This window comes from Agrobacterium albertimagni AOL15, assembly GCF_000300855.1.
Lineage (GTDB): Bacteria > Pseudomonadota > Alphaproteobacteria > Rhizobiales > Rhizobiaceae > Allorhizobium > Allorhizobium albertimagni.
Genome location: NZ_ALJF01000013.1, coordinates 426,470 through 447,364, shown reverse-complemented (window position 1 = coordinate 447,364; position 20,895 = coordinate 426,470). Strand labels below are relative to the sequence as shown.

Genomic DNA, 20,895 nt, shown 5'->3' with positions numbered 1-20,895 from the left:
CGCATGCCATGAGGCATCTAGGGCGGAGTCGACAAGCCGTAAAGAGAGTTGCAACGCGCCGTGGTTAGCGCAGGCAGCCAGCCAGCGCAAGTCCAACCAAAGCCTTTTCACCCGATACCGGAGAGCACCTTACCAGCGGGTAAAATGCCTGTCTCGCGCAATCGCGCGTGCAGTGCAAAAAGACGCAGGCTTACCGTGCTGACAAAGGCGAACTGGATGAGAACTTGATCCGGAGATAAGAAGTGGCGCGAGTGACGGGGCTCGAACCCGCGACCTCCGGCGTGACAGGCCGGCACTCTAACCAACTGAGCTACACCCGCGCATTTCCAAATCGGGGTTCAAGGCGATCCCCGTCGAGCGGCTTGCCGTTCGATGAGCGGCTCTCTACGGGGTTCATCTGGAGGTGTCAAGCAGGTTTCAAGACAAAACCGTGACCGCCCGATTTTTTCCCTCGCCCCTCCCCCAGGCTCGCCGGAGGCTCCCTGCTCGCGACAACGCGCCGCAGGCGCAAAACAAGGATTCTGCTGACTTTTCCACATGGCCCGATCGACCGCATGACAAAAAAACAAAAAATCTGCACAAACACTCTTGCGGATTTTCCGCGATCCGCATAGATCACGGCCACCGACGCGGCAGACATGATCCGCCAAGCGTACGGGCGATTAGCTCAGTTGGTAGAGCGCTTCGTTTACACCGAAGATGTCGGGAGTTCGAGTCTCTCATCGCCCACCATCTTTCCCCTTGGTTTATCTTGGTGATTTTCGCTTGACACGCATGGCGTTGCCCGCCTGCTTGAGCTCGAACGCTCCTGTCATGCGCAGGATATTGCTGAGTTTGCCCGAACCATATTTTCGTGGATCAAACGTGATTTGAGTTTTAGACAACTGGCTTCCGAGGTCTGCGAGGGAAACCCAGCCATCCTCACTTTTCATTCGCGACAATATTTCCTCCAGAATACGGATTGCATCCGTCGCGGCCGAGGAAACCCTGACGACCTCCTGGTTCGGCGGGGAAGGCATATCTGTCACGAATCGCTCTGTGAGGGTGAATTCAGCGCAGGCGAGACGGAAGCATTCAGGCGCCCGCCGCTCACCAAATCCGTGAACATATAACCCCTCCTCACGGATCCGGGTTGCAAGGCGGGTAAAGTCACCGTCAGAGGCAACAAGGCAGAATCCGTCGGAGGCGACCACTCCACAGCAAGTCCATCGCGTCAATCACGAGAGCGATGTCCGTGAAGTTCTTTCCGGGAGAGTAGGCGAATTGCTGGTGCGGAACGATGGCGTGTCTTGTCAGCGTGTCGGCCCACCCTTTGGTGCGTGAGCTGGAAAAATCGCCGTATATGCGCCTGACGCTCGCTTCGCCAAGGCGTGCCACGTACTCGAACAATCCATCCGCGATCTTGCTCGACGTGTTGTCGGCGTCGATCAGGACTGCAAGGCGTCGGGAGCGATTGTCGGCTGCCATGGTTTCTTCCTGTTGTTCTCGGACCCCGTTGACAGACCCAAGTGGAGAATTCCTCAGGCTACAACCTAGCATCGCTTGTTTGACAAAGAGTCACCGCCGGCAGAACGTCCAAAAGCCCGCCGGATCACTCCAGCGGGCCTTTTGTGAAACTCACTCAGACGTCTCTTAAGGCTTACTTCCCGCCAATCGGCCGGGTCGCTGCGGCCTTCTCGACCATGGCCGCCACTTCCGCACGGCGGGCGCCTTCCAGCGGCATGCGGGGCATGCGGACGCGCTCGGAGCCACGGCCCATGATCTGTTCGGCGAGCTTGATCGACTGGACGAGGTCATGTTCGGCATCGAGATGCAGAAGCGGCATGAACCAGCGGTAGATGCGGCGGGCTTCCATCCAGTCGCCACGGTCGGCGGCAGCGACGAGCGCCACCGATTCGGCCGGGAAAGCGCTGGTGAGGCCGGAGACCCAGCCCTTGGCGCCGAGCATCAGGCCTTCGAGTGCAACGTCGTCGAGGCCCGCGAAAATGTCGTAGCGGTCACCGAAGGCGTTGATCAGGTCGGTGAAGCGGCGCGGGTCGGGCGCGCTTTCCTTGACGGCCTTGATGTTCTTCACGCCGTCGAGCGCTTCCAGCACTTCCGCGCCGATGTTGACGCGGTAGGCCGGCGGATTGTTGTAGAGCATGATCGGCAAGCCCGTTGCTTCGGCAACGGTCTTGAAATGGGCAACCAGTTCATGCGGCTTCGGCACATAGACCATGGCCGGCAGGAGCATCAGGCCGTCTGCGCCGATCTTTTCGGCATCACGTGCATAGGCTGAAGCGCGGCGGGTGTCGAATTCCGACACGCCGGTGACGATCGGCACGCGGCCATTCACCACCTCGACGGTGGCCTTCAAGATGGTGCGCTTTTCTTCCGGATCGAGCGAGTTGTTCTCGCCGCAGGTGCCCATGACGATCAGGCCGTTGACGCCATCGTTGACGAGGGCGTCGAGCACGCGCTGGGTGGCGTCGATATCGACCGAGAAATCTTCATGGAATTGAGTCGTTGCGGCGGGGAAAACGCCGTGCCAGCCGGTGGTCATGGGAAGCTCCTTTTGATGTGGTGACATCACAGTATACAGTTTGTCGACAAAATCAAGCAACGTCATTCAACACCCGCTGAAATGGGCGTGACAGGACTTCAGATGTCGGGAAGTTCGGCGGCAGCGGCGATGTTGCGGGCCACGTAGTCCTGGATCTGGCGGACGATCTGGTCGGCATGGGCGACCGAAAGCCGGTCGGCCTCCTCGATATCGCCTGAACGGATCGCCTCGATGATCTTCTCGTGCTCCTCGACATAGCGGCGCGGCAGGCGGTCATCGAAGGTCTGATAATAGAGCCGGAGAATGCGCCGCCCCTCGTCGAGGAGCCGGGCGAAGAAGGTCGTGTAATAGGGATTGCCGGCGCGTTCGGCGATCGCGACGTGGAATTCCCTGTTGGCCTCGATCATGGCGAAGGCGTCCTGGGCTTCGACGGCACGGGCAAAGGCCTGCTGCTGCCTTATGATCTCGGCCATCCAGGCATCGCCGGAACGCTTTGCTGCGCCACGGGTCGTCACCCGATACATCAGGCAGAGTGCTTCGAAATAGGTGGGCAGGCTGGAGAAATCGATGACCGCGACGATCGTGTTGCGGTTGGGCAGGCTGGTGACCAGGCCATCCGAGGTCAGCCGCAGCAGGGCCTCGCGAATCGGGGTGCGCGACATGCCGAAATGTTCGGAGAGGCGCGTCTCATCGAGCGGGCTGCCCGGTGCGCGCTCCATGGTCAGGATTTCGTGGCGCAGCGCCTTGTAGACCGATTCGGAGCCGGAGCCGCGGGTGCGTGCCCCCTCGCCCTTGCCATTGTCGGCATCCGTGCCGCCCGTCTCGTTCACGCCCATGCATCGACCTGTATGCTGCCTCGGTTGCAGGCCAGCACAGCGACGAACGGCGGGCAAAGTCAAGTCCGGCCGGAAAACCTCGAAGGTCGGTCAGTGGTCAGGCGAGCTGGCCCGTCGGTGTCTCGTCGCCTCAAAGCAGCGGGTTCCAGGCCAGTTCGGGCGGAACGGCATGGAAAAGGGTGCGCGCCGGATAGGCCGAGCGGGGACGCTTGCCGAGCGGCACGAGTTGGAAGCCGTGGCCGATCATCTCGTCTTCGTCGAAGACATTGCGCAGATCGACCACGACCGGCGATTTCATCAGATCTTTCAGGCGCGGCAGATCGAGTGACTTGAACTGATCCCATTCGGTCACGAGGACGATGGCATCAGCACCTTCGGCGACCTCGTAGGCGTTGCGCCGGTATTTGACCGCGCCGAGAACCGCCCTTGCCGCCTCCATGCCTGCGGGATCGTAGACATGCACATCCGCGCCGCCATCGAGCAGGGTTCTGATGATAGCGATCGAGGGCGCCTCGCGCATGTCGTCGGTATTGGGCTTGAAGGTCAGGCCGAGGACACCGATTCGCTTGCCGCGCACGCTGCCGTCACAGGCGGCAATGACCCGGCGGCCCATGGCCCGCTTGCGGTTTTCGTTGATCGCGACCGTGGTCTCGATCAGTTTCAAGGGCCGATCGTAATCCTGGGCCGTCTTTACCAGCGCCAGCGTATCCTTCGGGAAGCAGGAGCCACCGAACCCCGGACCGGCCTGTAGGAACTTGTCGCCGATACGGCGATCCATGCCCATGCCCTTGGCGACCTTCTGCACGTCGGCACCGAGTTCCTCGCAGAGATCGGCCATTTCGTTGATGAAGGTGATCTTCATCGCGAGGAAGGCGTTCGAAGCATATTTTATCAGTTCGGCTGTGCGGCGCTCGCAGAAATAGAGCGGCATCTCCTTGAGATCGAGGGCCTCATAGATGTCGCGCATGAGCTCGGTGGAGCGTTCGTCATCGGAGCCCACCACGATTCGGTCCGGGCGGCGGAAATCGGAAATGGCCGCACCTTCCCGCAGGAATTCGGGATTGGAGACGACGGCGATGTCCTTTTGCGGGAATTCCTCCCGGAAGATGCGTTCGATCTCGTCGCCCGTGCCGACGGGCACGGTGGACTTGGTGACCACGACGGTGAAACCGGTGGCAGCGGCAGCAATCTCGCGGGCGGCGGCATAGACGTGGCTGAGGTCGGCGTGACCATCGACCAGACGCGACGGCGTGCCGACCGCGATGAAGACGGCATCCGCGGCCGCCACGGGCCCCACGAGATCGCCGGAGAAGCTCAGGCGACCAGCCGCACAATTGTCGGCGATAACCATTTCAAGGCCGGGCTCGTAGATCGGAACCTTCCCCGCCTGCAGCGCCTCGATCTTGTCGCGGCTCTTGTCGACGCAGACCACGTCATGACCCAGCGCCGCGAGGCAAGCCCCGGAGACAAGACCCACATATCCCGAACCGATCATCACAATGCGCATCCGTGACCCTTCCCGAAGAGAATCGCGCTTGAACTTCACGCCGTCACATTTGACCGAAAGAGACGACGACTGGATGACAGCCTCTCGCCAGGTCGCAGCGACGGGTGGTCGGATAGCGGATCGTCTTTCTTCAGGCGCCGAGGCTTGCGCGCAATTTCTGATGGGCCGCCTCGTCGAGGGAGAAGTTCCACATGAGCGCGATGGCTGCGAGCTTGGGGAGGATCGGCAGGAAGGCGTAGAGGGCAGAAAGTGCGGTCAGCGCCTCCGGGGACTGGCTGGCCGTCTGACTGCCGATGAAGCCGGCGAGATCGAGGAGCGGGAAGACAACGCCTGCAGAGAGTGCCACTGCAAGCTTTGTCGTGAAGCTCCAGGCGGCGAAGTAAAGGCCGGAGCGCTGCTCACCGGATGAAACCGTGTCGTTGTCGATCACGTCGGCCTGGATCGCGGGCGGAAGGGTGAGATCGAAGCCGAGCAGCAGGCCGGTGACGACACAGACGACGGTGAAGGCGAGCACATCGCCCTCCCGCAGAAAGCCGGCTACCGAGAAGACGGCACAGGCGAGCATCATCGCGTAGCACCAGGCGCGATGCTTGCCGAGGCGCTTGGCGGTGGCAACCGCCAGCGGAACGCCGGCGATGGCGCAGAGGAAATAGGTGAAGAGCAGCGGCCCCTGCATGGCGGGCGCATCGAGACGCTGGCCGACGAAATAGATGAAGAGCGAGGCGGGGATCGCATTCGCGAAGCTGTTCAAGAGGAAGGCGCTGACCAGTCGCAGGAAGGGACCGTTGGCGCGCAGATGGCGGAAGCCTTCCCGCAGAGAGAGCTTGCGTTGCGAGAGATCGACCGGTTCCGGCACCACGGCCACCGCCAGCAAGCCCGCGAGCGGTAGCGCGACGGCAATGAAGACGGCAACCCAGGCAAGGCCGTGAAAACCGGCTGCCGTGTCCAAGCCGCCGACGAATGGCAGGGTGATCGCGATCAGCGAGCCGATCAGGGTGGCGCCCTCGCGCCAGGCCGACAGCTTGACCCGCGCCTGATAACCGGTCGCGAGCTCCGCACCCCAGGCGGTATAGGGCAGAAGCGACCAGGTGGCGCCGATCGAGAGCGCCACGCCCCAGAAGGCGAGATAGCCGACACCGGCATCTTCCGGTGGCCAGAAGAGCATGAAGGCGGCGAGCGCCGTCAGCGGCGTGGAGATGACGAAGAAGAAGCGGCGGCGGCCATAGCGGGAGCGAACGCGGTCGGACAGCCAGCCGAACAGAGGATCGGTGATCGCGTCGATCAGCCGGATGGCCAGCAGAAGCGTGCCGATGGTCGCAAGCGACAGGGCGAAGTGATCGGCGTAGAAAGTCGGCACCACGATGTAGAAGGGCAGCGCGACGGCGGCCATCGGGATTGCGGGAAGCGCGTAGAATGCAAGGCGCTTCGACGACGGGGCCTGGTCTGTCATGGGGATCCGATCACTTAACTCTCTGAAAAGGTCTACGGCTTGTCGGCGTTAGCGGTTTTGCCCGTGCGACGGCAGCGCTCCGAACAGTAGATGACATTGTCCCAGTCCCGCTCCCACTTCTTGCGCCAGGCAAAGGGTTTGCGGCAGACGGGGCAGGTCTTTTGAGGCAGATCGCCCTTGCGGATCATCTTCGGCATGCGGGGGCTCTTGGCTGATTTCACCTCCCACTTCGCATGGGCGGTGACCGTGGATCACTTCGAGGCGGCGAGGCAGTTGAAGCTTGCCACCCCCTGCCCCACTTGCTAGCTCGAAACCGCAATCACGGGAGAGACATGACGATGCGAGAACATAAATTCGGCCGGACGGAATTCACCGTCAGCGATATCGGCTTTGGCGCCTGGCAGATCGGCGGATCCTGGGGCGAAGTATCGGAGGCCGACGGCCGGGCGGCGCTCAATGCAGCCCTTGATGCCGGCATGACCTTCATCGATACGGCGGACGTCTATGGCGACGGTCGTTCGGAAAAGATCATCGCCGAGGTTCTGAAGGCGCGCGGCGGCGCGCGGCCGATGGTGGCGTCCAAGGCCGGTCGGAGGCTCAACCCGCATGTGGCCGATGGTTACACCAAGGCCAACATCGAAGCTTTCATCGACCGTTCCTTGAAGAACCTCGAGATCGACAGCCTCGATCTCGTGCAGCTGCATTGCCCGCCAACTGAGGTCTACTATCGTCAGGAGATGTTCGAGGGGCTTGCGGAGATCCGCAAGGCCGGCAAGATCAAGCATTACGGCGTGTCGGTCGAAAAGGTTGAGGAAGCGCTGAAGGCGATCGAGTATCCGGGCGTCGTCTCGGTCCAGATCATCTTCAATATGTTCCGCCAGCGCCCGGCTGCCCTCTTCTTCCAGGAAGCCAAGCGCCGTAACGTCGCGGTCATCGCGCGCGTGCCGCTGGCAAGCGGCCTGCTTTCGGGCAAGATCACCGCGAGCACCCAGTTTGCTGCCGAAGACCACCGCAACTTCAACCGCAATGGCGAGGCCTTCGACGTGGGCGAGACCTTTGCCGGCGTGCCTTTCGAGACGGGTCTCGCAGCCGTCGAGGAAGTTCGCAAGCTGGTGCCGGCAGGTGCCTCCATGGCGCAATTCGCACTGCGCTGGATCCTGATGCATGAGGCGGTCACGGTCGTCATTCCCGGTGCCCGCAATGGCGAGCAGGCCAAGGCAAACGCTGCGGCGTCTGATCTCGCGGCGCTGTCGGCGGACGTCATGGCGGCATCGCGCGAGGTTTACGAGCGGCTGATCGCGCCGCATGTGCATCATCGCTGGTAATCCGCACCAGTGACGATATGAAAAAGAGGCCGGGTGATCGCTCATCCGGCCTCTTCTGTTTCGGCTGCCCTGATCTTTCGATCAGTTGGTGCCCTGCAGGTTGACTTCCCAGAACAGGGTCTCGCCAGATGAGTCATCCACGCCGTCGTTGTCGGTGACGGCGAAGGCCTTGCCCGAGGCGTCGAAGGCGAAGCCTTCGAGCTTGTCGACGACGTAGCCGTTTGTGGCGGCCTTCAGGTCCGGGATGAAGTCATGGACTTCTTCCTTGACGACAGTCGGAAGTTCTTCGCCGAGCTTGGCGGGCTTCAGATCGGCGATGGCAACGCGGTAGAGCTTCTTCAGCTTGGCATTGTCACCGACCTGGTTGTCGCGCTCGACGATGTAGACATGGTCGCCATGGGCGGTGATTTCGGAAAGACCGACCCAGCCGGCATCCGCCTTTTCGAGCGGATAACGAACGGCACCCCATTCCTTGGACTTCGGGTTGTAGGAGAGGAGCTTGACCGAGCCCTTTTCGTCATCGCCCCATTCGCGCTGCACAGCCATCCAGAGCGTCATGTCGTCACCGGTGCCGACACTGGTGATGCCTTCGAGACCGAAGCGGGTCTGGCCGGCGAGGAGTTCCACGGGGAAGCCGACTTCAGCCTTGATCTCGCCCTTGGCATCGACATTGTAGAGGCCATGGCCGACGAGCTTGGCCGGATCGCCTTCGGAGGCGACCCAGAAGCCGCCCTTGCCGTCCAGCGTGATACCTTCCAGGTCGAGCTTCTGAGCTGCAGCGCCGCCACGGGTGATCGGCAGGGCCGTGGTGATGACGGCCGGCTTCTGCGTTGCGTCGATCGTGAAGATCGTCGGCTGCATGGCGTAGAAGCTGTCGTTGACGGCATAGAGGGTGCCAGCCTTTTCGGCATCGCCGACGAGACCGGAAAGCGCGCCCCAACCGATCGGTGCCCCATCGACCATTGCCGACTGGATCATCGGATAGGCCGGCGTGCCTTCAGCCAGTTCGTAGAGCATGACATGCGAGCGGGGGCCGCCGTCTTCGCCCAGATCTACCTCGTTGGCGGTGGCCAGAAGGTTGCGCGAGGGAATGGCAACTGCGCCTTCCGGTGACACGCCAGACGGCAGAAGCTGCGTCAGTTCAGGCTCGGCACCGGTGTCCTTGTAGACGCCAACCACCGAGGCGCGCTCGGCGAGCACGAAGAAGTAGTCCTGGTCGCCAAAGGTCGCGGCTTCCAGGCCTTCCGGCTCGACGCCCTTTGAGCGGGCACGCTTGTCGGGGAAATGACCGATCTGGGCGATGGCCTGCTCGAGCGAAGCACCCGATTCGTAAGCCACCTTGCCGGTCTTGTCGAAGATGGTGAAGCCACGAGAACCGCCGTTCCAGTCGCCTTCATTGGCGATGACGAGACGGTTGTCGTCCAGCCACTTGACGGCGTCAGGCTCGCGCAGCACGCCTTCCTTGGTACCGGTGAACTTGAGCGCCCCGTCCGACTTGGTGTCGATGCCGGTGAGGTCGACCGTGCCGGCGGAGAAGTGGCTCTTCACTTCGCCGGTCTTGCCGTCGACGATGGCGATGTGGTTGTTTTCCTGCAGCGTGACGGCGATCTCGCCGAGGCTGTTGATCGCAACGAATTCAGGCTCCGGATCTTCGGGCGCGATCTCTGCCAGACCGGTCAGGGCCACGCGCTTGATCGAACCGCAATCCGCAACGCCGTTGTTCAGGGACAGGATGACGAGATCGCCGGCCGGCATCTGCGGCAGGGCGCCATCGTTGACGTCCTCGTCACGCTCGTTCTCGATGGCGATTGCGACGAAGGAGTTGTCCTTGGCCACGGCAACGGAGTCAGGCTGACCGCCGATGTCGCAGGTCGCCTCGATGGCCTTGGTGGCGATGTCGACGACGGCGAGCTTGCCCGACGGGCTGGTGAAGCTTTCCGACGTGTTGACGCCGACGAGAACCTTGGCGCCGGCAACCGCAACCGAGGTGGGCTCGCCGTCCATCATCAGGGCGCCTGCAGCTTTCGGCGCCTTGGCGTCGGTGATGTCAATGAAACCGATGCCACCGAGCGGGCTGTCGGAATAGATCAGCGTGTTGCCGTCTTCCGAGGCCGTGATGATTTCGGCAGAGGTAGTGGAAAGCTTATCCTTGTCGGCCGGAAGGTTGGTGGCGACCGGGAAAGTGGCGATGCGATTGAAAACCTGTTCGGCCGTGGCCGGCAGGGCCACGGATGCAAAGAGCGCCGCCGTGAGGGCGACGCGGGAGAGACCATGGGTCATCGGGAAACCTCCAGTATCCTGAAATGGAACAAGAGGGTTCTGAGGCAGTCCGGTGACAGTCGGATGACAGTTTCCGAACTCTTCCCCATTCAAGCGATCAGGATGCCACTGTTGTTTCCTTGCCTGCTTCTCGCAGCATCAGGAAGAGCGATGCGCCGAGGATGAGAAGAGCACCAAGCCAGAGATAACCGCTCGGCGCGTAGCCGAAGACGAGCCAGCCGGCAAAGACGTTGAGCGGCAGTTTGAGGTCGTCGAAGGGCTGCACATAGGCGGCATCCGCCGCATTGTAGGCGAGCGTCAGCAGATACTGGCCGATGGCCGTCAGAAGCCCGGCTGCGAGCAGCAGCCACAGGGCCAGCCCCTCCGGAACAATGAAGCCGCCGGCAACCGCGAGACCGGCATTGATCGGCGTCAGCAGCACGAGGAGCCAAACGGTTACCGTCTCCGGCGCCTCATAGTGGGTGAGGTTCTTCATGATCAGCGACGAGCCACCCCAGAGCAGCGCTGAGAGCACCGGCAAAAGGGCCGCGAGCGTGAAGCTGTCCGACCAGGGCTGCAGGATGATCATCGCGCCGACGAAGCCGGTGAGCGTTGCGAACCAGCGATCACGGCCGACGGTTTCACCGAGGAAGAGGCGCGCGCCGATGATGATGAAGAAGGGCGAGGTCATGACGAGCGCGATCGCCTGCCAGATCGGAACGGTGGCCAATCCGGTGATCCAGGCCTGAACGCCGAAGGCGGCGAGCAGGACGCGCAGGATGTGGCGGACCGGATAGGCGGTCTTCATGGCGCGGAGGCCAAGACGGAAGAGCAGCGGCAGCGAGAGGATGAGGGCAAAGCCATATTGCCAGAAGGCGGTCGATGCCGGCGGGAAGCCGAGCGTCATGGCAAGCCATTGGGTGACGACATTGAGGATGGCAAAGGCAATACCTGCCAAGACCATAAAACCGGCACCGACAACGGCCCGGGAGCGCAGAACTGAAACGGAGCTCTGATTCATGTCATGTTTCCTTGTCCAAAGGACCAACACAAATCAGGACAGATGAGGACGACGAAAAGCCGCTCCAGGACGGAGACGGCACCGCGCAGCCGCGCCGCCCGATCCGCGTCAAACGGACAGAAGCGCAGCCTGACCTCATTCTCTTTCATCCGGACTTTAACCGTCGGCTCCGGAGTTACACCGGATCTGCTGACCCTGCCCTCCCCTTCGGAAGACCAGGCGCTCGCGGGCTTGGAGTTTCCTCCTTACCGCCGGTGGGGAGTTTCACCCCGCCCTGAGAACGAATGCCGGACATCCGGCACAACAGAAATATGACAGGTTTTGCTGCAGCGCAAGATGGACAAAAAGAAAGCCCGGCACAGAGGCCGGGCTAACCAGGGTGTCAGCTGACCATCGGCACCGAAGGGTGGCGACGGTCACGACGGATCAGCTGTTGACAGCGTCCTTCAGGCCCTTGCCGGCCGTGAACTTCGGTACGTTGCGAGCCGGGATATCGACTTCAGCGCCGGTGGACGGGTTGCGGCCCTTGGAGGCTTCGCGACGGGCGACGGTGAAGGCGCCGAAGCCAGCGAGACGAATGTCGCCGCCGTTCTTCAGTTCAGCCTGGACCGTTTCAAAAACGGCATCAACGGCAGAGGCAGCGTCAGCCTTGGTGAGGCCAGCCTTCTCGGCGACCGCGGATACGAGTTCGTTCTTGTTCATGTTTCCACCCTTTCTGATTGGTATGAAACGACTCAAAAGATTAAGTCGGGCGGAGAATACGAAAGCTTCTGCCCTTCGCAACTCAAAAGCACCCGAAAGCCCCGGAAAACAAGCCTTTTAAGCGGCTTTTCACAAAAAAGGCTGGCAAAAATGCCAGCCTTTTTGTCGGTTTTGGAGCTTTGTGGCTCACTTATGGCAGAATTGCCTCAGTGAGCGATGGTTGCACCGGTTTCATCGGCCCCATCGACGACGCCGATGGCCGGCGTTTCAACGGTTCCATCCCACTCGATCGGCTCCGGCACGCGCACCAGAGCATGTCTGATGACCTCGCCCATGCGGGACACCGGAACGATCTCCATGTTGTTCTTCACGTTGTCCGGAATGTCGGCCAGATCCTTGGCGTTCTCTTCCGGAATGAGCACCTTCTTGATGCCGCCGCGAAGTGCTGCGAGCAGCTTTTCCTTCAGGCCACCGATCGGCAGGACGCGACCACGCAGGGTCACTTCGCCCGTCATCGCGATATCCTTCGAGACCGGAATGCCGGTCATGATGGAGACGATGGCGGTTGCCATGGCGATACCGGCAGACGGACCGTCCTTCGGGGTAGCGCCCTCGGGAACGTGGACGTGGATGTCGGACTTGTCGAAGCGCGGCGGCTCGACGCCGAAATCGACGGCTCTGCTGCGGACGTAGGACGCCGCGGCCGAAATCGATTCCTTCATCACTTCCTTCAGGTTGCCCGTGACGGTCATGCGGCCCTTGCCGGGCATCATCACGCCTTCGATGGTCAGCAGTTCGCCACCGACTTCCGTCCAGGCCAATCCCGTGACAACGCCGACCTGGTCCTCGCCCTCGGCTTCGCCGTGGCGGAAGCGCGGGACGCCCAGGTATTCGTTGATGTTCTCACCGGTCACGGCGACCGAGGTCACCTTGCCCTTGATGATTTCGGTCACGGCCTTGCGGGCGAGCTTCATCAGTTCGCGTTCAAAGGAGCGCACACCGGCTTCGCGGGTATACTGCTGAATGATCGCCAGGATCGCCGAGTCTGCCACGGAGAACTCCTCCGGACGCAGGGCATGTTCCTTGATCGCCTTCGGCAGCAGGTGCCGCTTGGCGATTTCAAGCTTCTCATCCTCGGTATAGCCGGCGATCCGGATGATCTCCATGCGGTCCATCAGCGGACCCGGGATGTTCAGCGTGTTGGCGGTCGTCACGAACATGACGTTCGACAGATCATATTCCACTTCGAGATAGTGGTCCATGAAGGTCGAGTTCTGTTCGGGATCGAGCACCTCAAGCAGAGCCGAAGACGGATCGCCGCGGAAATCCATGCCCATCTTGTCGATCTCGTCGAGCAGGAAGAGCGGGTTGGACTTCTTGGCCTTCTTCATCGACTGGACGATCTTGCCAGGCATGGAGCCGATATAGGTGCGGCGGTGACCGCGGATTTCCGCTTCGTCACGCACACCACCGAGTGCCATGCGCACGTATTCGCGGCCGGTCGCCTTTGCGATCGACTTGGCAAGCGAAGTCTTGCCGACGCCCGGAGGGCCGACGAGGCAGAGGATCGGGCCTTTCAGCTTCGTCGCGCGTGCCTGGACGGCGAGATATTCGACGATGCGCTCCTTGACCTTGTCGAGGCCGAAATGATCCTCGTCGAGAACCTTCTCCGCCGCGTTCAGGTCGATCTTGACCTTGGACTTCTTGCCCCAGGGCAGACCGAGCAGCCAGTCGAGATAGTTGCGCACGACGGTGGCTTCTGCCGACATCGGGCTCATGTGGCGCAGCTTCTTCAGCTCCGCATCGGCCTTTTCCTTGGCTTCCTTGGAAAGCTTGGTCTTGGCGATGCGCTCTTCCAGTTCGGCCATCTCGTCACGGCCGTCTTCGCCGTCGCCGAGTTCCTTCTGGATCGCCTTCATCTGTTCGTTAAGATAATACTCGCGCTGGGTCTTCTCCATCTGGCGTTTGACGCGCGAACGGATACGCTTCTCGACCTGGAGAACCGAAATCTCGCCTTCCATGAAGCCGAGCGCCTTTTCGAGGCGCGTCTTCACGCTCACCGTTTCCAGCATTTCCTGCTTTTCGGTGATCTTGATGGAGAGGTGCGACGCGACCGTATCTGCCAGCTTCGAGTAATCCTCGATCTGGCTTGCGGCGCCGACAACCTCGGGCGAGATCTTCTTGTTCAGCTTGACGTAGTTTTCAAACTCGGAAACCACGGAGCGCGACAGAGCCTCGATCTCGACGGCATCTTCCGCCGGCTCGGCCAGAATGCTGGCCTTGGCTTCGTAGTAGTCTTCGCGGCCGGTATAGCTTTCGACCTTGGCGCGCGCACGGCCTTCGATCAGCACCTTCACGGTGCCGTCGGGCAGCTTCAGGAGCTGGAGGACATTGGCGACGGTGCCGACTTCGTAGATGGCATCCGGGGCCGGATCGTCATCACTCGCATTGATCTGCGTGGCCAGCATGATCTGCTTGTCGGAACCCATCACCTCTTCCAGAGCGCGAATGGACTTCTCACGACCGACGAACAGCGGAACGATCATGTGAGGAAACACCACGATGTCGCGCAGAGGAAGCACCGGATAGGTGTTTACCTCGTTTGCAGCTGACGTATTCGTCATTTCACTTCCTTTCAAACGTCCCGGGGAAACCGGGACTCCATGCCGACCCAAAAGAGGCATCAGGCATATTTTTCGATCCTCCAACAAGTGGAGTGGCGCTCCCGCCAATTCAAGCCTGCCGCCTGTGCCCGCACCGAATCTGTGACATCAGCATGACACACCCTGCCCGCTTTGACAGTAGATTGCGGACCTGATGCGAACCATGCGCGTCACTTCGTCGCCCGAGGGGCAGCCGGTCGTCGCATGGATGATCGGGGGACGCGGATACGCGGTAACGGCGACGCAGCACTCGAGCGTTCACTCGCCTCTGTTCTAGCCCAATCGACGGGCCTGACAACAGCTGAATACGGTAAATGGACAAGGGCTCCGGAGATAACCACAGGCAGCACCAAAAAAGATCGCCTGAAACGGAAAAGCCCGCCACAAGGGCGGGCTCTTCGCAGCAATCGATCCGAGCCGGTCAGGCGGAGGCGTTGGCCTTCTCTTCCTGGCGATCGGCATAAATGTAGAGCGGCCGGGAATTGCCGTTGACGACGTCGTCGGAGATGACGACTTCGCGGACGCCTTCCAGTTCCGGCAGTTCGAACATCGTGTCGAGCAGGATCTTTTCCATGATCGAGCGCAGACCACGAGCACCTGTCTTGCGGGTGATTGCCTTGCGGGCGATCTCGCGAAGCGCGTCCTCGTGGAAGGTCAGTTCGACATCTTCCATCTCGAACAGGCGCTGGTACTGCTTGACGAGCGCGTTCTTCGGCTCGGACAGGATCTGGATCAGGGCATCCTCATCGAGATCCTCGAGCGTCGCCAGGACCGGCAGACGACCGATGAATTCCGGGATGAGGCCGAACTTGACCAGATCTTCCGGCTCCAGCTCACGCAGGACTTCGCCAACGCGGCGATCGTCTTCCGCCTTGACCGTCGCGCCGAAACCGATCGAGGTCTTCTCGCCACGGGCCGAGATGATCTTGTCGAGGCCGGCAAAGGCGCCGCCGCAGATGAACAGGATGTTCGTCGTGTCGACCTGCAGGAATTCCTGCTGCGGATGCTTGCGGCCACCCTGCGGCGGAACCGAAGCGACCGTGCCTTCCATGATCTTCAGCAGAGCCTGCTGGACGCCTTCGCCCGACACGTCGCGGGTGATCGAAGGATTGTCCGACTTGCGGGAGATCTTGTCGACTTCGTCGATGTAGACGATGCCGCGCTGGGCGCGCTCGACGTTGTAGTCGGCAGCCTGGAGCAGCTTCAGGATGATGTTTTCGACGTCTTCACCGACATAACCGGCTTCGGTCAGGGTCGTGGCGTCCGCCATGGTGAAGGGAACGTCGATGATGCGGGCGAGCGTCTGGGCAAGATAGGTCTTGCCGCAACCGGTCGGGCCGACGAGCATGATATTCGACTTCGCCAGCTCAACATCGCCGCCCTTGGAGGCGTGCGACAGGCGCTTGTAGTGGTTGTGCACGGCCACCGACAGGATCTTCTTCGCCTGCTTCTGACCAATCACGTATTCGTCGAGGATCTTGATGATGTCCTGCGGTGTGGGAACACCGTCGCGGGACTTGACCATCGAAGACTTGTTCTCTTCGCGGATGATGTCCATGCAGAGTTCGACGCATTCATCGCAGATGAACACCGTCGGTCCGGCAATCAGCTTGCGGACCTCGTGCTGGCTCTTGCCGCAGAAGGAACAATAAAGGGTATTCTTGGAGTCACCGCCGTTGCTTCCGCTGACTTTGCTCATGTCTTTATCCTTCCAGCACGCCGCGCCACCGCAGTCACGGCAGGGCGGTCACTCACACTGTCCGGCTTCCACCGCCGCCTTTGGTGGAAACCTCTTCCGATCCGGAGCTACTAGCCGACCCGACCCTGTCGGAGCGGCGGCAACGAAAACTCTCAGTCTCGGCAGACTATGTCACAAAGATTCAACATAGCCTTAATCCTACTATTAGCGCTTTTGCGCCGACTTTAAACCCCGGTTGCCATCACGTCTGCCGGCATCGACCCGATACCGGCATGCGCAACGAGGGTCAGGCCGACGATGCCACGCCTTCCATTTCGGCGCGCGAGGTCAGGATGCGATCGATCAGACCCCATTCCTTGGCTTCGCTCGATTCCATGAAGTGGTCGCGATCGAGCGTGTTTTCCACTTCGTCATAGGTGCGGCCCGTATGCTTGACATAGACCTCGTTCAGGCGACGCTTCATCTTAATGATGTCACGAGCATGGCGCTCGATGTCCGAGGCCTGGCCCTGGAAGCCGCCGGAAGGCTGGTGAACCATGATCCGCGAGTTCGGCGTTGCGAAGCGCATGCCCTTTTCGCCGGCAGCGAGAAGCAGCGAGCCCATCGAAGCGGCCTGACCGATGCAGAGCGTCGACACGGCCGGACGGATGAACTGCATCGTGTCGTAGATCGCCATGCCCGAAGTGACGACGCCACCCGGAGAATTGATGTAGATGGCGATTTCCTTCTTCGGGTTCTCGGCCTCGAGGAAGAGAAGCTGGGCGCAGACGAGCGACGCCATCGTGTCTTCGACCGGGCCCGTCAGGAAGATGATCCGTTCCTTCAGCAGGCGCGAGAAGATGTCGTAGGAGCGCTCGCCACGATTGGTCTGTTCGACGACCATCGGCACCAGAGCGAGAGCGGTATCAACGGGATTTCTCATGTCGGTCCTTTTCAGCCTCTCCCCGGCACATGCCGTGGCGGGAATCACGTAATCTTTGTCAATCCCTACATAGAGTGTCCGCACCCCGACATTCAAGACACGAGGACGGGATATCCTTAATGGTCGAGACGCGCTCCGCGCTGGAGAACCTGCGTTTCCGGAAGACGACGTCCCGCTGGAGACCGACCATGTCGCATCGATGCACAAGAAATAGCTAACATGGTGAAATTTCGGTAAGTCTCGCAACCGGTCGCGCCGGGAGCGACCCTTAGATCCTGCGGGTTTTCATAGTGACTGTTTAACCGGCTTGCGCCATTCTTGGGCGATTGTTTGCCGAACTCATTTCAGGAATTGTTTCGTGATCGACGTGAAGACCGCGTTTTTGCTGTGGGTCATCCAGGCTAACACGCTTGCGATTCTGCTTCTGGCCATCTGGCTGCATGGCCGCGAGCAGAAACATTTCCTCTGGTTCGGCCTCGGGTTTCTGCTGCATGCAAGCGGGCTCGGCCTTGTCGGGCTACGCGATCAGATCCCCGACGCCCTTTCGATCCAGGTGGCAAACGCCGTCTCGCTTCTGGGCTTCAGCCTTTGGGCGAAGGGACTTGCAGCGCTCGACCACCGCCCCGCCCCTCGCCTGGTCTGGTTGCCGCCGCTGGTGTGGCTCGTTGGCATCCTCGTTCCGGTCATCCGCGATGAATTCGCCCTGCGGGTCTCGCTCTATCATGTCGGCGCGTCGATCGGCTTTGCCATGCTTGCGATGATCGCGGCGCGTGCGCGCTTCAGCACCGGTCGGTACCGCACCTTCCTGACCGTGACCTGGGGCAGCCAGGCCTGCGCCGGATTGGCCTATGGCATTTTTGTCCTCTTCCAGCGCCCGGCGAGCTTTGCCGACAATATCTTCGGCGTGTGGATGGGCACCATTGCCGTGATCGGCTTCATTACCTCGGTCATCATTCTCGCCAAGATCACCATGGATCGCTCGCAGGAGCAGTTGCAGACGCTTGTCAGGACCGATCCGCTGACCGGGGCGCTCAACCGACGCGGTTTTGCCGAGGCCTATCAGGGACTGGTCGAGAGTTCGCCGCTGGACGCACTCGGGGTGCTGATCTTCGACCTCGACCACTTCAAGCAGATCAACGACCGGCACGGGCATTCGATCGGCGACCGGGTCCTGCAGGAATTCGCCGATGTCTGCCGCTCGCTTCTGCCGCAACGGGCGGTCTTTGCCCGCACCGGCGGGGAGGAGTTCGCAGCCGTGCTGGCGATATCCGAGCCGAGGGATGCAGCGCTGTTCGCCGAGACAGTGCGCCTCGCGCTCGTGGACCGCACCATTTCAACAGGCGAGGAGATGATCTCGGTGACGACGAGTGTCGGCATCTCGGTCAGCCCGCGACACAGGGCCGATCTCGAGCAACTCCTGTCGGAAGCCGATATCGCGCTCTACACGGCAAAGGCGCAAGGGCGAAACCGGACCTCGCTGCGTTCGGGCGACCGGACGGTGACCGTACCTCCGACCCGCGAGGACAGCCCGCAAGAGGAGGTCGACCGCCAGGCGGATCGCCAGGTGGCCATTCTGAAACGCATCTCCGCCGTTGCCCACAAGCTGGACGACTGAGCGCACCCGCCTCCCCTTGCGTGCGGGAATGCAAAGGATAAACAGAACGCATGACACAGACATCCTTCCTTTCCATCGACCCCGCCACCCGCCGGGTCTCCCTCGATGCTCGCGACCCCGCCTTCTACAGTGATCCGAACAGGACCTATGCGGCCCTGCACGCCAGCTGTCCGACCTTCTACTGGGAGGAACAGAAGCAATGGTTCTTCACCGGCTATGATCATGTGAACGCGCTTCTGCGCGATCGGCGCTTCGGCCGGCAAATCCTGCATATCGCGACGCGTGAGGAACTCGGCATGCCGGAACCGGCCGAGCACACCCGCCACTTCGACAAGGCCGAAGAGCATTCGCTGCTCGAGATCGAACCGCCGGAACACACGCGGCTTCGCACGCTGGTCAATCGCGCCTTCGTTTCGCGCCATGTCGAGAAGATGACGCCCGAGATCGAAGAGCTTGCGAACCGGTTGATCGACGGCTTCGAGACGGATGGAAAGACAGAGCTTCTGTCGACCTTTGCCGACATCATCCCTGTCACCATGATCGCGCGGATGATCGGCATCCCGGAAGAGATGGGCCCGCAGCTCCTCAAATGGAGCCACGACTATGTCGGCATGTATTTGTTCAAGCGGACCCGGGCCGACGAAGAGGCCGCGGATCGCTCGGCAAAGGAATTCGCGGACTATGTGCGGACGGTGATTGCCGAACGCCGCGCCAATCCGCGCGACGATCTCCTGAGCCGCATGATCCACACCGAGCACAAGGGCCAGTTCCTCACCGAGGACGAACTGATCTCGACGACCATCGTGCTCTTGAATGCAGGCCACGAGGCGACCGTGCATCAGATCGGCAATTCGGTTCGCGTGATCCTCGACAGCGGCATCGATCCCTCGACGCTGTTTTCCGATGAGAAGACGACCGAACGGACCGTCGAGGAGACGCTCCGAATCTGCGCGCCGGTACATATCTTCCAGCGCTGGTGCCTGGAGCCCTGCGAAATCGACGGCGTGTCTTTCAAGCGCGGCGACAAGGTGAGCCTGATTCTGGCTGCGGCCAATCTCGATCCGCAGAAGTTCCCGGAACCGCTCGCCTTCAAGCCCTCGCGGGATGAAGGGGCCAACCTCTCCTTCGGCGCCGGCATTCATTTCTGCATCGGTGCGCCGCTCGCGCGTCTCGAACTCAACATCGTGCTGCCGCTGCTCTTCAGACGGCTGCCGGGGCTGAAGATCGCAGCGACGCCCACGGTCAAGGACGTCTATCACTTCCACGGACTGGAACGGCTGGATCTCACCTGGTGAGGGCAGCCGGCTCGGCGTAGCGGGCCACCAGGGTTTCAACGGCCCGCCGCATGGCATGCTTGAGCTCCGGCGGGTCGATGACCTCGACCTCCGTTGCGAGCTTCAGCATTTCGGACACGGCCATGCGCTCATGGGCGACCGGCAGGCGGACCGTCTGCCAGCCCTCCTCGTCCGGCTCTCCGATGAATTCGAGATTGGCGCGCACATAGGGCGGCGCCATGTGCTCGATTTCCTTCAGTCCCCAGGGCGAGAGCCGGATGGTTGCCCAGTTGGGGTAGAGCTCCAGTTCGAGACGTTGCGTGTTTTCGGTCCAATAGGCTGCGAGGTCGAAATCCCTCGGCCAGTCGAAGCGCTCTTCGGTGACGATCAGGTCGAGGACACGGGAAGTGCGATAGGTGCGGACGGTGCCGTCGACGCGAGCGGCGAGATACCAGGCTCCGCCCTTCATGACGATACCGAGCGGTTCGGCAACTCGGTTCTTTTCCGCCTTCCAGGAGCGGTAGCGCATGCGGATGCGCTTGGAATTCCAGACAGCATCGGCGATCGCCTGCAAATAGACGGGCTGTTCACCCTCGGCGAGCCAGGCCGGCGCATCGAGGTGGAACTTCTGCTGCATGCGCCGGGCGTTTTCGCGCAGATCTTCCGGTAGCGCGGCTGTCAGCTTCTTCTGGGCGCCGGCCATCAGCGAACCGAGACCGAGATCGGCGGCAGCACCGGGAATGCCGGACAGGAACATGGCCTCGGCCTCCGCTGGCGTCAGGCCATTCAGCCGCACGCGATAGCCATCCAGTAGCCGATAGCCGCCATCCGAGCCCCGCTCGCTGTAGACGGGGATGCCAGACAGCGAGAGCGCGTCGATATCCCGGTAAATGGTGCGGACGGACACGGCATTTTCCGCGGCCAGCGCCTCGGCGGTCACCAATCCCTTCGCCTGAAGGGTGGTGAGGATGTTGATCAGCCGGCTTGCTCGCATGGGGAAAATCCTCGCTCCGGCGATTATTCTAAACAAACCTGACACAATCTGACAGGTAGGGTGGCGCAGTCTCCTGCCATCGCCTC

At 61.4% G+C, this 20,895-nt stretch carries 17 protein-coding genes, 2 tRNA genes and 1 riboswitch; of the genes, 4 read left to right on the top strand and 15 right to left on the bottom strand.

Translation table 11 applies throughout. From position 1 onward, the window contains the following. Window positions 1-243: 243 nt before the first annotated feature. Window positions 244-320 (bottom strand) — tRNA-Asp (locus QWE_RS17830). Window positions 321-656: 336 nt separating this feature from the next. Between QWE_RS17830 and QWE_RS17825 the strand changes: the two genes are divergently transcribed. Then, window positions 657-732: transfer RNA gene (locus tag QWE_RS17825), tRNA-Val, on the top strand. A gap of 14 nt (window positions 733-746) precedes the next feature. Here QWE_RS17825 and QWE_RS25940 read toward each other — a convergent pair. From QWE_RS25940 to QWE_RS24820, 7 genes are all read right to left on the bottom strand, one after another. Continuing rightward, entirely contained in the window at window positions 747-1,193 is a 447-nt protein-coding gene (locus tag QWE_RS25940; protein WP_276307001.1) for an NYN domain-containing protein, read from the bottom strand. Then, on the bottom strand, window positions 1,156-1,467 hold the full coding sequence (locus QWE_RS25810; protein ID WP_276307000.1) for an NYN domain-containing protein: 312 nt from the start codon (window positions 1,465-1,467) through the stop codon (window positions 1,156-1,158). The genes QWE_RS25940 and QWE_RS25810 overlap by 38 nt, the downstream gene beginning before the upstream one ends. Window positions 1,468-1,639: 172 nt before the next feature. Further along, window positions 1,640-2,542, bottom strand: coding sequence for a dihydrodipicolinate synthase family protein (locus QWE_RS17815; RefSeq protein ID WP_006727566.1), 903 nt, complete (start codon window positions 2,540-2,542; stop codon window positions 1,640-1,642). A 98-nt stretch (window positions 2,543-2,640) separates the two neighbouring features. Further along, window positions 2,641-3,378 carry a GntR family transcriptional regulator gene (locus QWE_RS17810; RefSeq protein ID WP_006727565.1) on the bottom strand — a complete coding sequence of 246 codons (738 nt, stop codon included), beginning with the start codon at window positions 3,376-3,378 and terminating at the stop codon, window positions 2,641-2,643. Window positions 3,379-3,508: 130 nt separating this feature from the next. After that, window positions 3,509-4,885 carry a UDP-glucose dehydrogenase family protein gene (locus tag QWE_RS17805; RefSeq protein ID WP_006727564.1) on the bottom strand — a complete coding sequence of 459 codons (1,377 nt, stop codon included), beginning with the start codon at window positions 4,883-4,885 and terminating at the stop codon, window positions 3,509-3,511. A 130-nt stretch (window positions 4,886-5,015) separates the two neighbouring features. After that, window positions 5,016-6,335: an MFS transporter gene (locus QWE_RS17800; RefSeq protein ID WP_006727563.1), complete on the bottom strand. Its 1,320-nt coding sequence runs from the start codon at window positions 6,333-6,335 to the stop codon at window positions 5,016-5,018. A 32-nt stretch (window positions 6,336-6,367) separates the two neighbouring features. Continuing rightward, window positions 6,368-6,532 carry a DUF2256 domain-containing protein gene (locus QWE_RS24820; RefSeq protein WP_006727562.1) on the bottom strand — a complete coding sequence of 55 codons (165 nt, stop codon included), beginning with the start codon at window positions 6,530-6,532 and terminating at the stop codon, window positions 6,368-6,370. Between the two features lie 141 nt (window positions 6,533-6,673). On the opposite strand from QWE_RS24820, the gene QWE_RS17795 reads away from it, so the two are divergent. Further along, entirely contained in the window at window positions 6,674-7,660 is a 987-nt protein-coding gene (locus QWE_RS17795; protein WP_006727561.1) for an aldo/keto reductase, read from the top strand. An 81-nt stretch (window positions 7,661-7,741) separates the two neighbouring features. Here the strand turns inward: QWE_RS17795 and QWE_RS17790 are convergent, their stop codons facing one another. The 6 genes from QWE_RS17790 to QWE_RS17765 all read right to left on the bottom strand — a co-directional run bounded on the left by QWE_RS17790 (window position 7,742) and on the right by QWE_RS17765 (window position 16,926). Then, the gene (locus QWE_RS17790; RefSeq protein WP_006727560.1) at window positions 7,742-9,940 is read right to left on the bottom strand and encodes an esterase-like activity of phytase family protein; all 2,199 of its coding nucleotides are present in this window, start codon (window positions 9,938-9,940) and stop codon (window positions 7,742-7,744) included. A 97-nt stretch (window positions 9,941-10,037) separates the two neighbouring features. Beyond that, window positions 10,038-10,940 carry a DMT family transporter gene (locus tag QWE_RS17785; protein WP_006727559.1) on the bottom strand — a complete coding sequence of 301 codons (903 nt, stop codon included), beginning with the start codon at window positions 10,938-10,940 and terminating at the stop codon, window positions 10,038-10,040. 133 nt (window positions 10,941-11,073) lie between these two features. Next, a riboswitch (FMN riboswitch) is annotated at window positions 11,074-11,226 on the bottom strand. Between the two features lie 140 nt (window positions 11,227-11,366). Then, window positions 11,367-11,642 carry a DNA-binding protein HupB gene (gene hupB, locus QWE_RS17780; RefSeq protein ID WP_006727558.1) on the bottom strand — a complete coding sequence of 92 codons (276 nt, stop codon included), beginning with the start codon at window positions 11,640-11,642 and terminating at the stop codon, window positions 11,367-11,369. A 206-nt stretch (window positions 11,643-11,848) separates the two neighbouring features. After that, window positions 11,849-14,266: an endopeptidase La gene (lon, locus tag QWE_RS17775; protein ID WP_006727557.1), complete on the bottom strand. Its 2,418-nt coding sequence runs from the start codon at window positions 14,264-14,266 to the stop codon at window positions 11,849-11,851. A 460-nt stretch (window positions 14,267-14,726) separates the two neighbouring features. Further along, window positions 14,727-16,004, bottom strand: coding sequence for an ATP-dependent Clp protease ATP-binding subunit ClpX (gene clpX / locus QWE_RS17770; RefSeq protein WP_006727556.1), 1,278 nt, complete (start codon window positions 16,002-16,004; stop codon window positions 14,727-14,729). Between the two features lie 286 nt (window positions 16,005-16,290). After that, window positions 16,291-16,926, bottom strand: a complete 636-nt coding sequence (locus QWE_RS17765) for an ATP-dependent Clp protease proteolytic subunit (protein ID WP_006727555.1) — start codon at window positions 16,924-16,926, stop codon at window positions 16,291-16,293. A gap of 358 nt (window positions 16,927-17,284) precedes the next feature. On the opposite strand from QWE_RS17765, the gene QWE_RS17760 reads away from it, so the two are divergent. Then, window positions 17,285-18,541, top strand: a complete 1,257-nt coding sequence (locus tag QWE_RS17760) for a GGDEF domain-containing protein (protein WP_006727554.1) — start codon at window positions 17,285-17,287, stop codon at window positions 18,539-18,541. A 50-nt stretch (window positions 18,542-18,591) separates the two neighbouring features. Further along, entirely contained in the window at window positions 18,592-19,836 is a 1,245-nt protein-coding gene (locus tag QWE_RS17755; RefSeq protein ID WP_006727553.1) for a cytochrome P450, read from the top strand. Here the strand turns inward: QWE_RS17755 and QWE_RS17750 are convergent. Next, window positions 19,826-20,809 carry a helix-turn-helix transcriptional regulator gene (locus QWE_RS17750; protein ID WP_006727552.1) on the bottom strand — a complete coding sequence of 328 codons (984 nt, stop codon included), beginning with the start codon at window positions 20,807-20,809 and terminating at the stop codon, window positions 19,826-19,828. The genes QWE_RS17755 and QWE_RS17750 overlap by 11 nt on opposite strands. Window positions 20,810-20,895 lie beyond the last annotated feature (86 nt).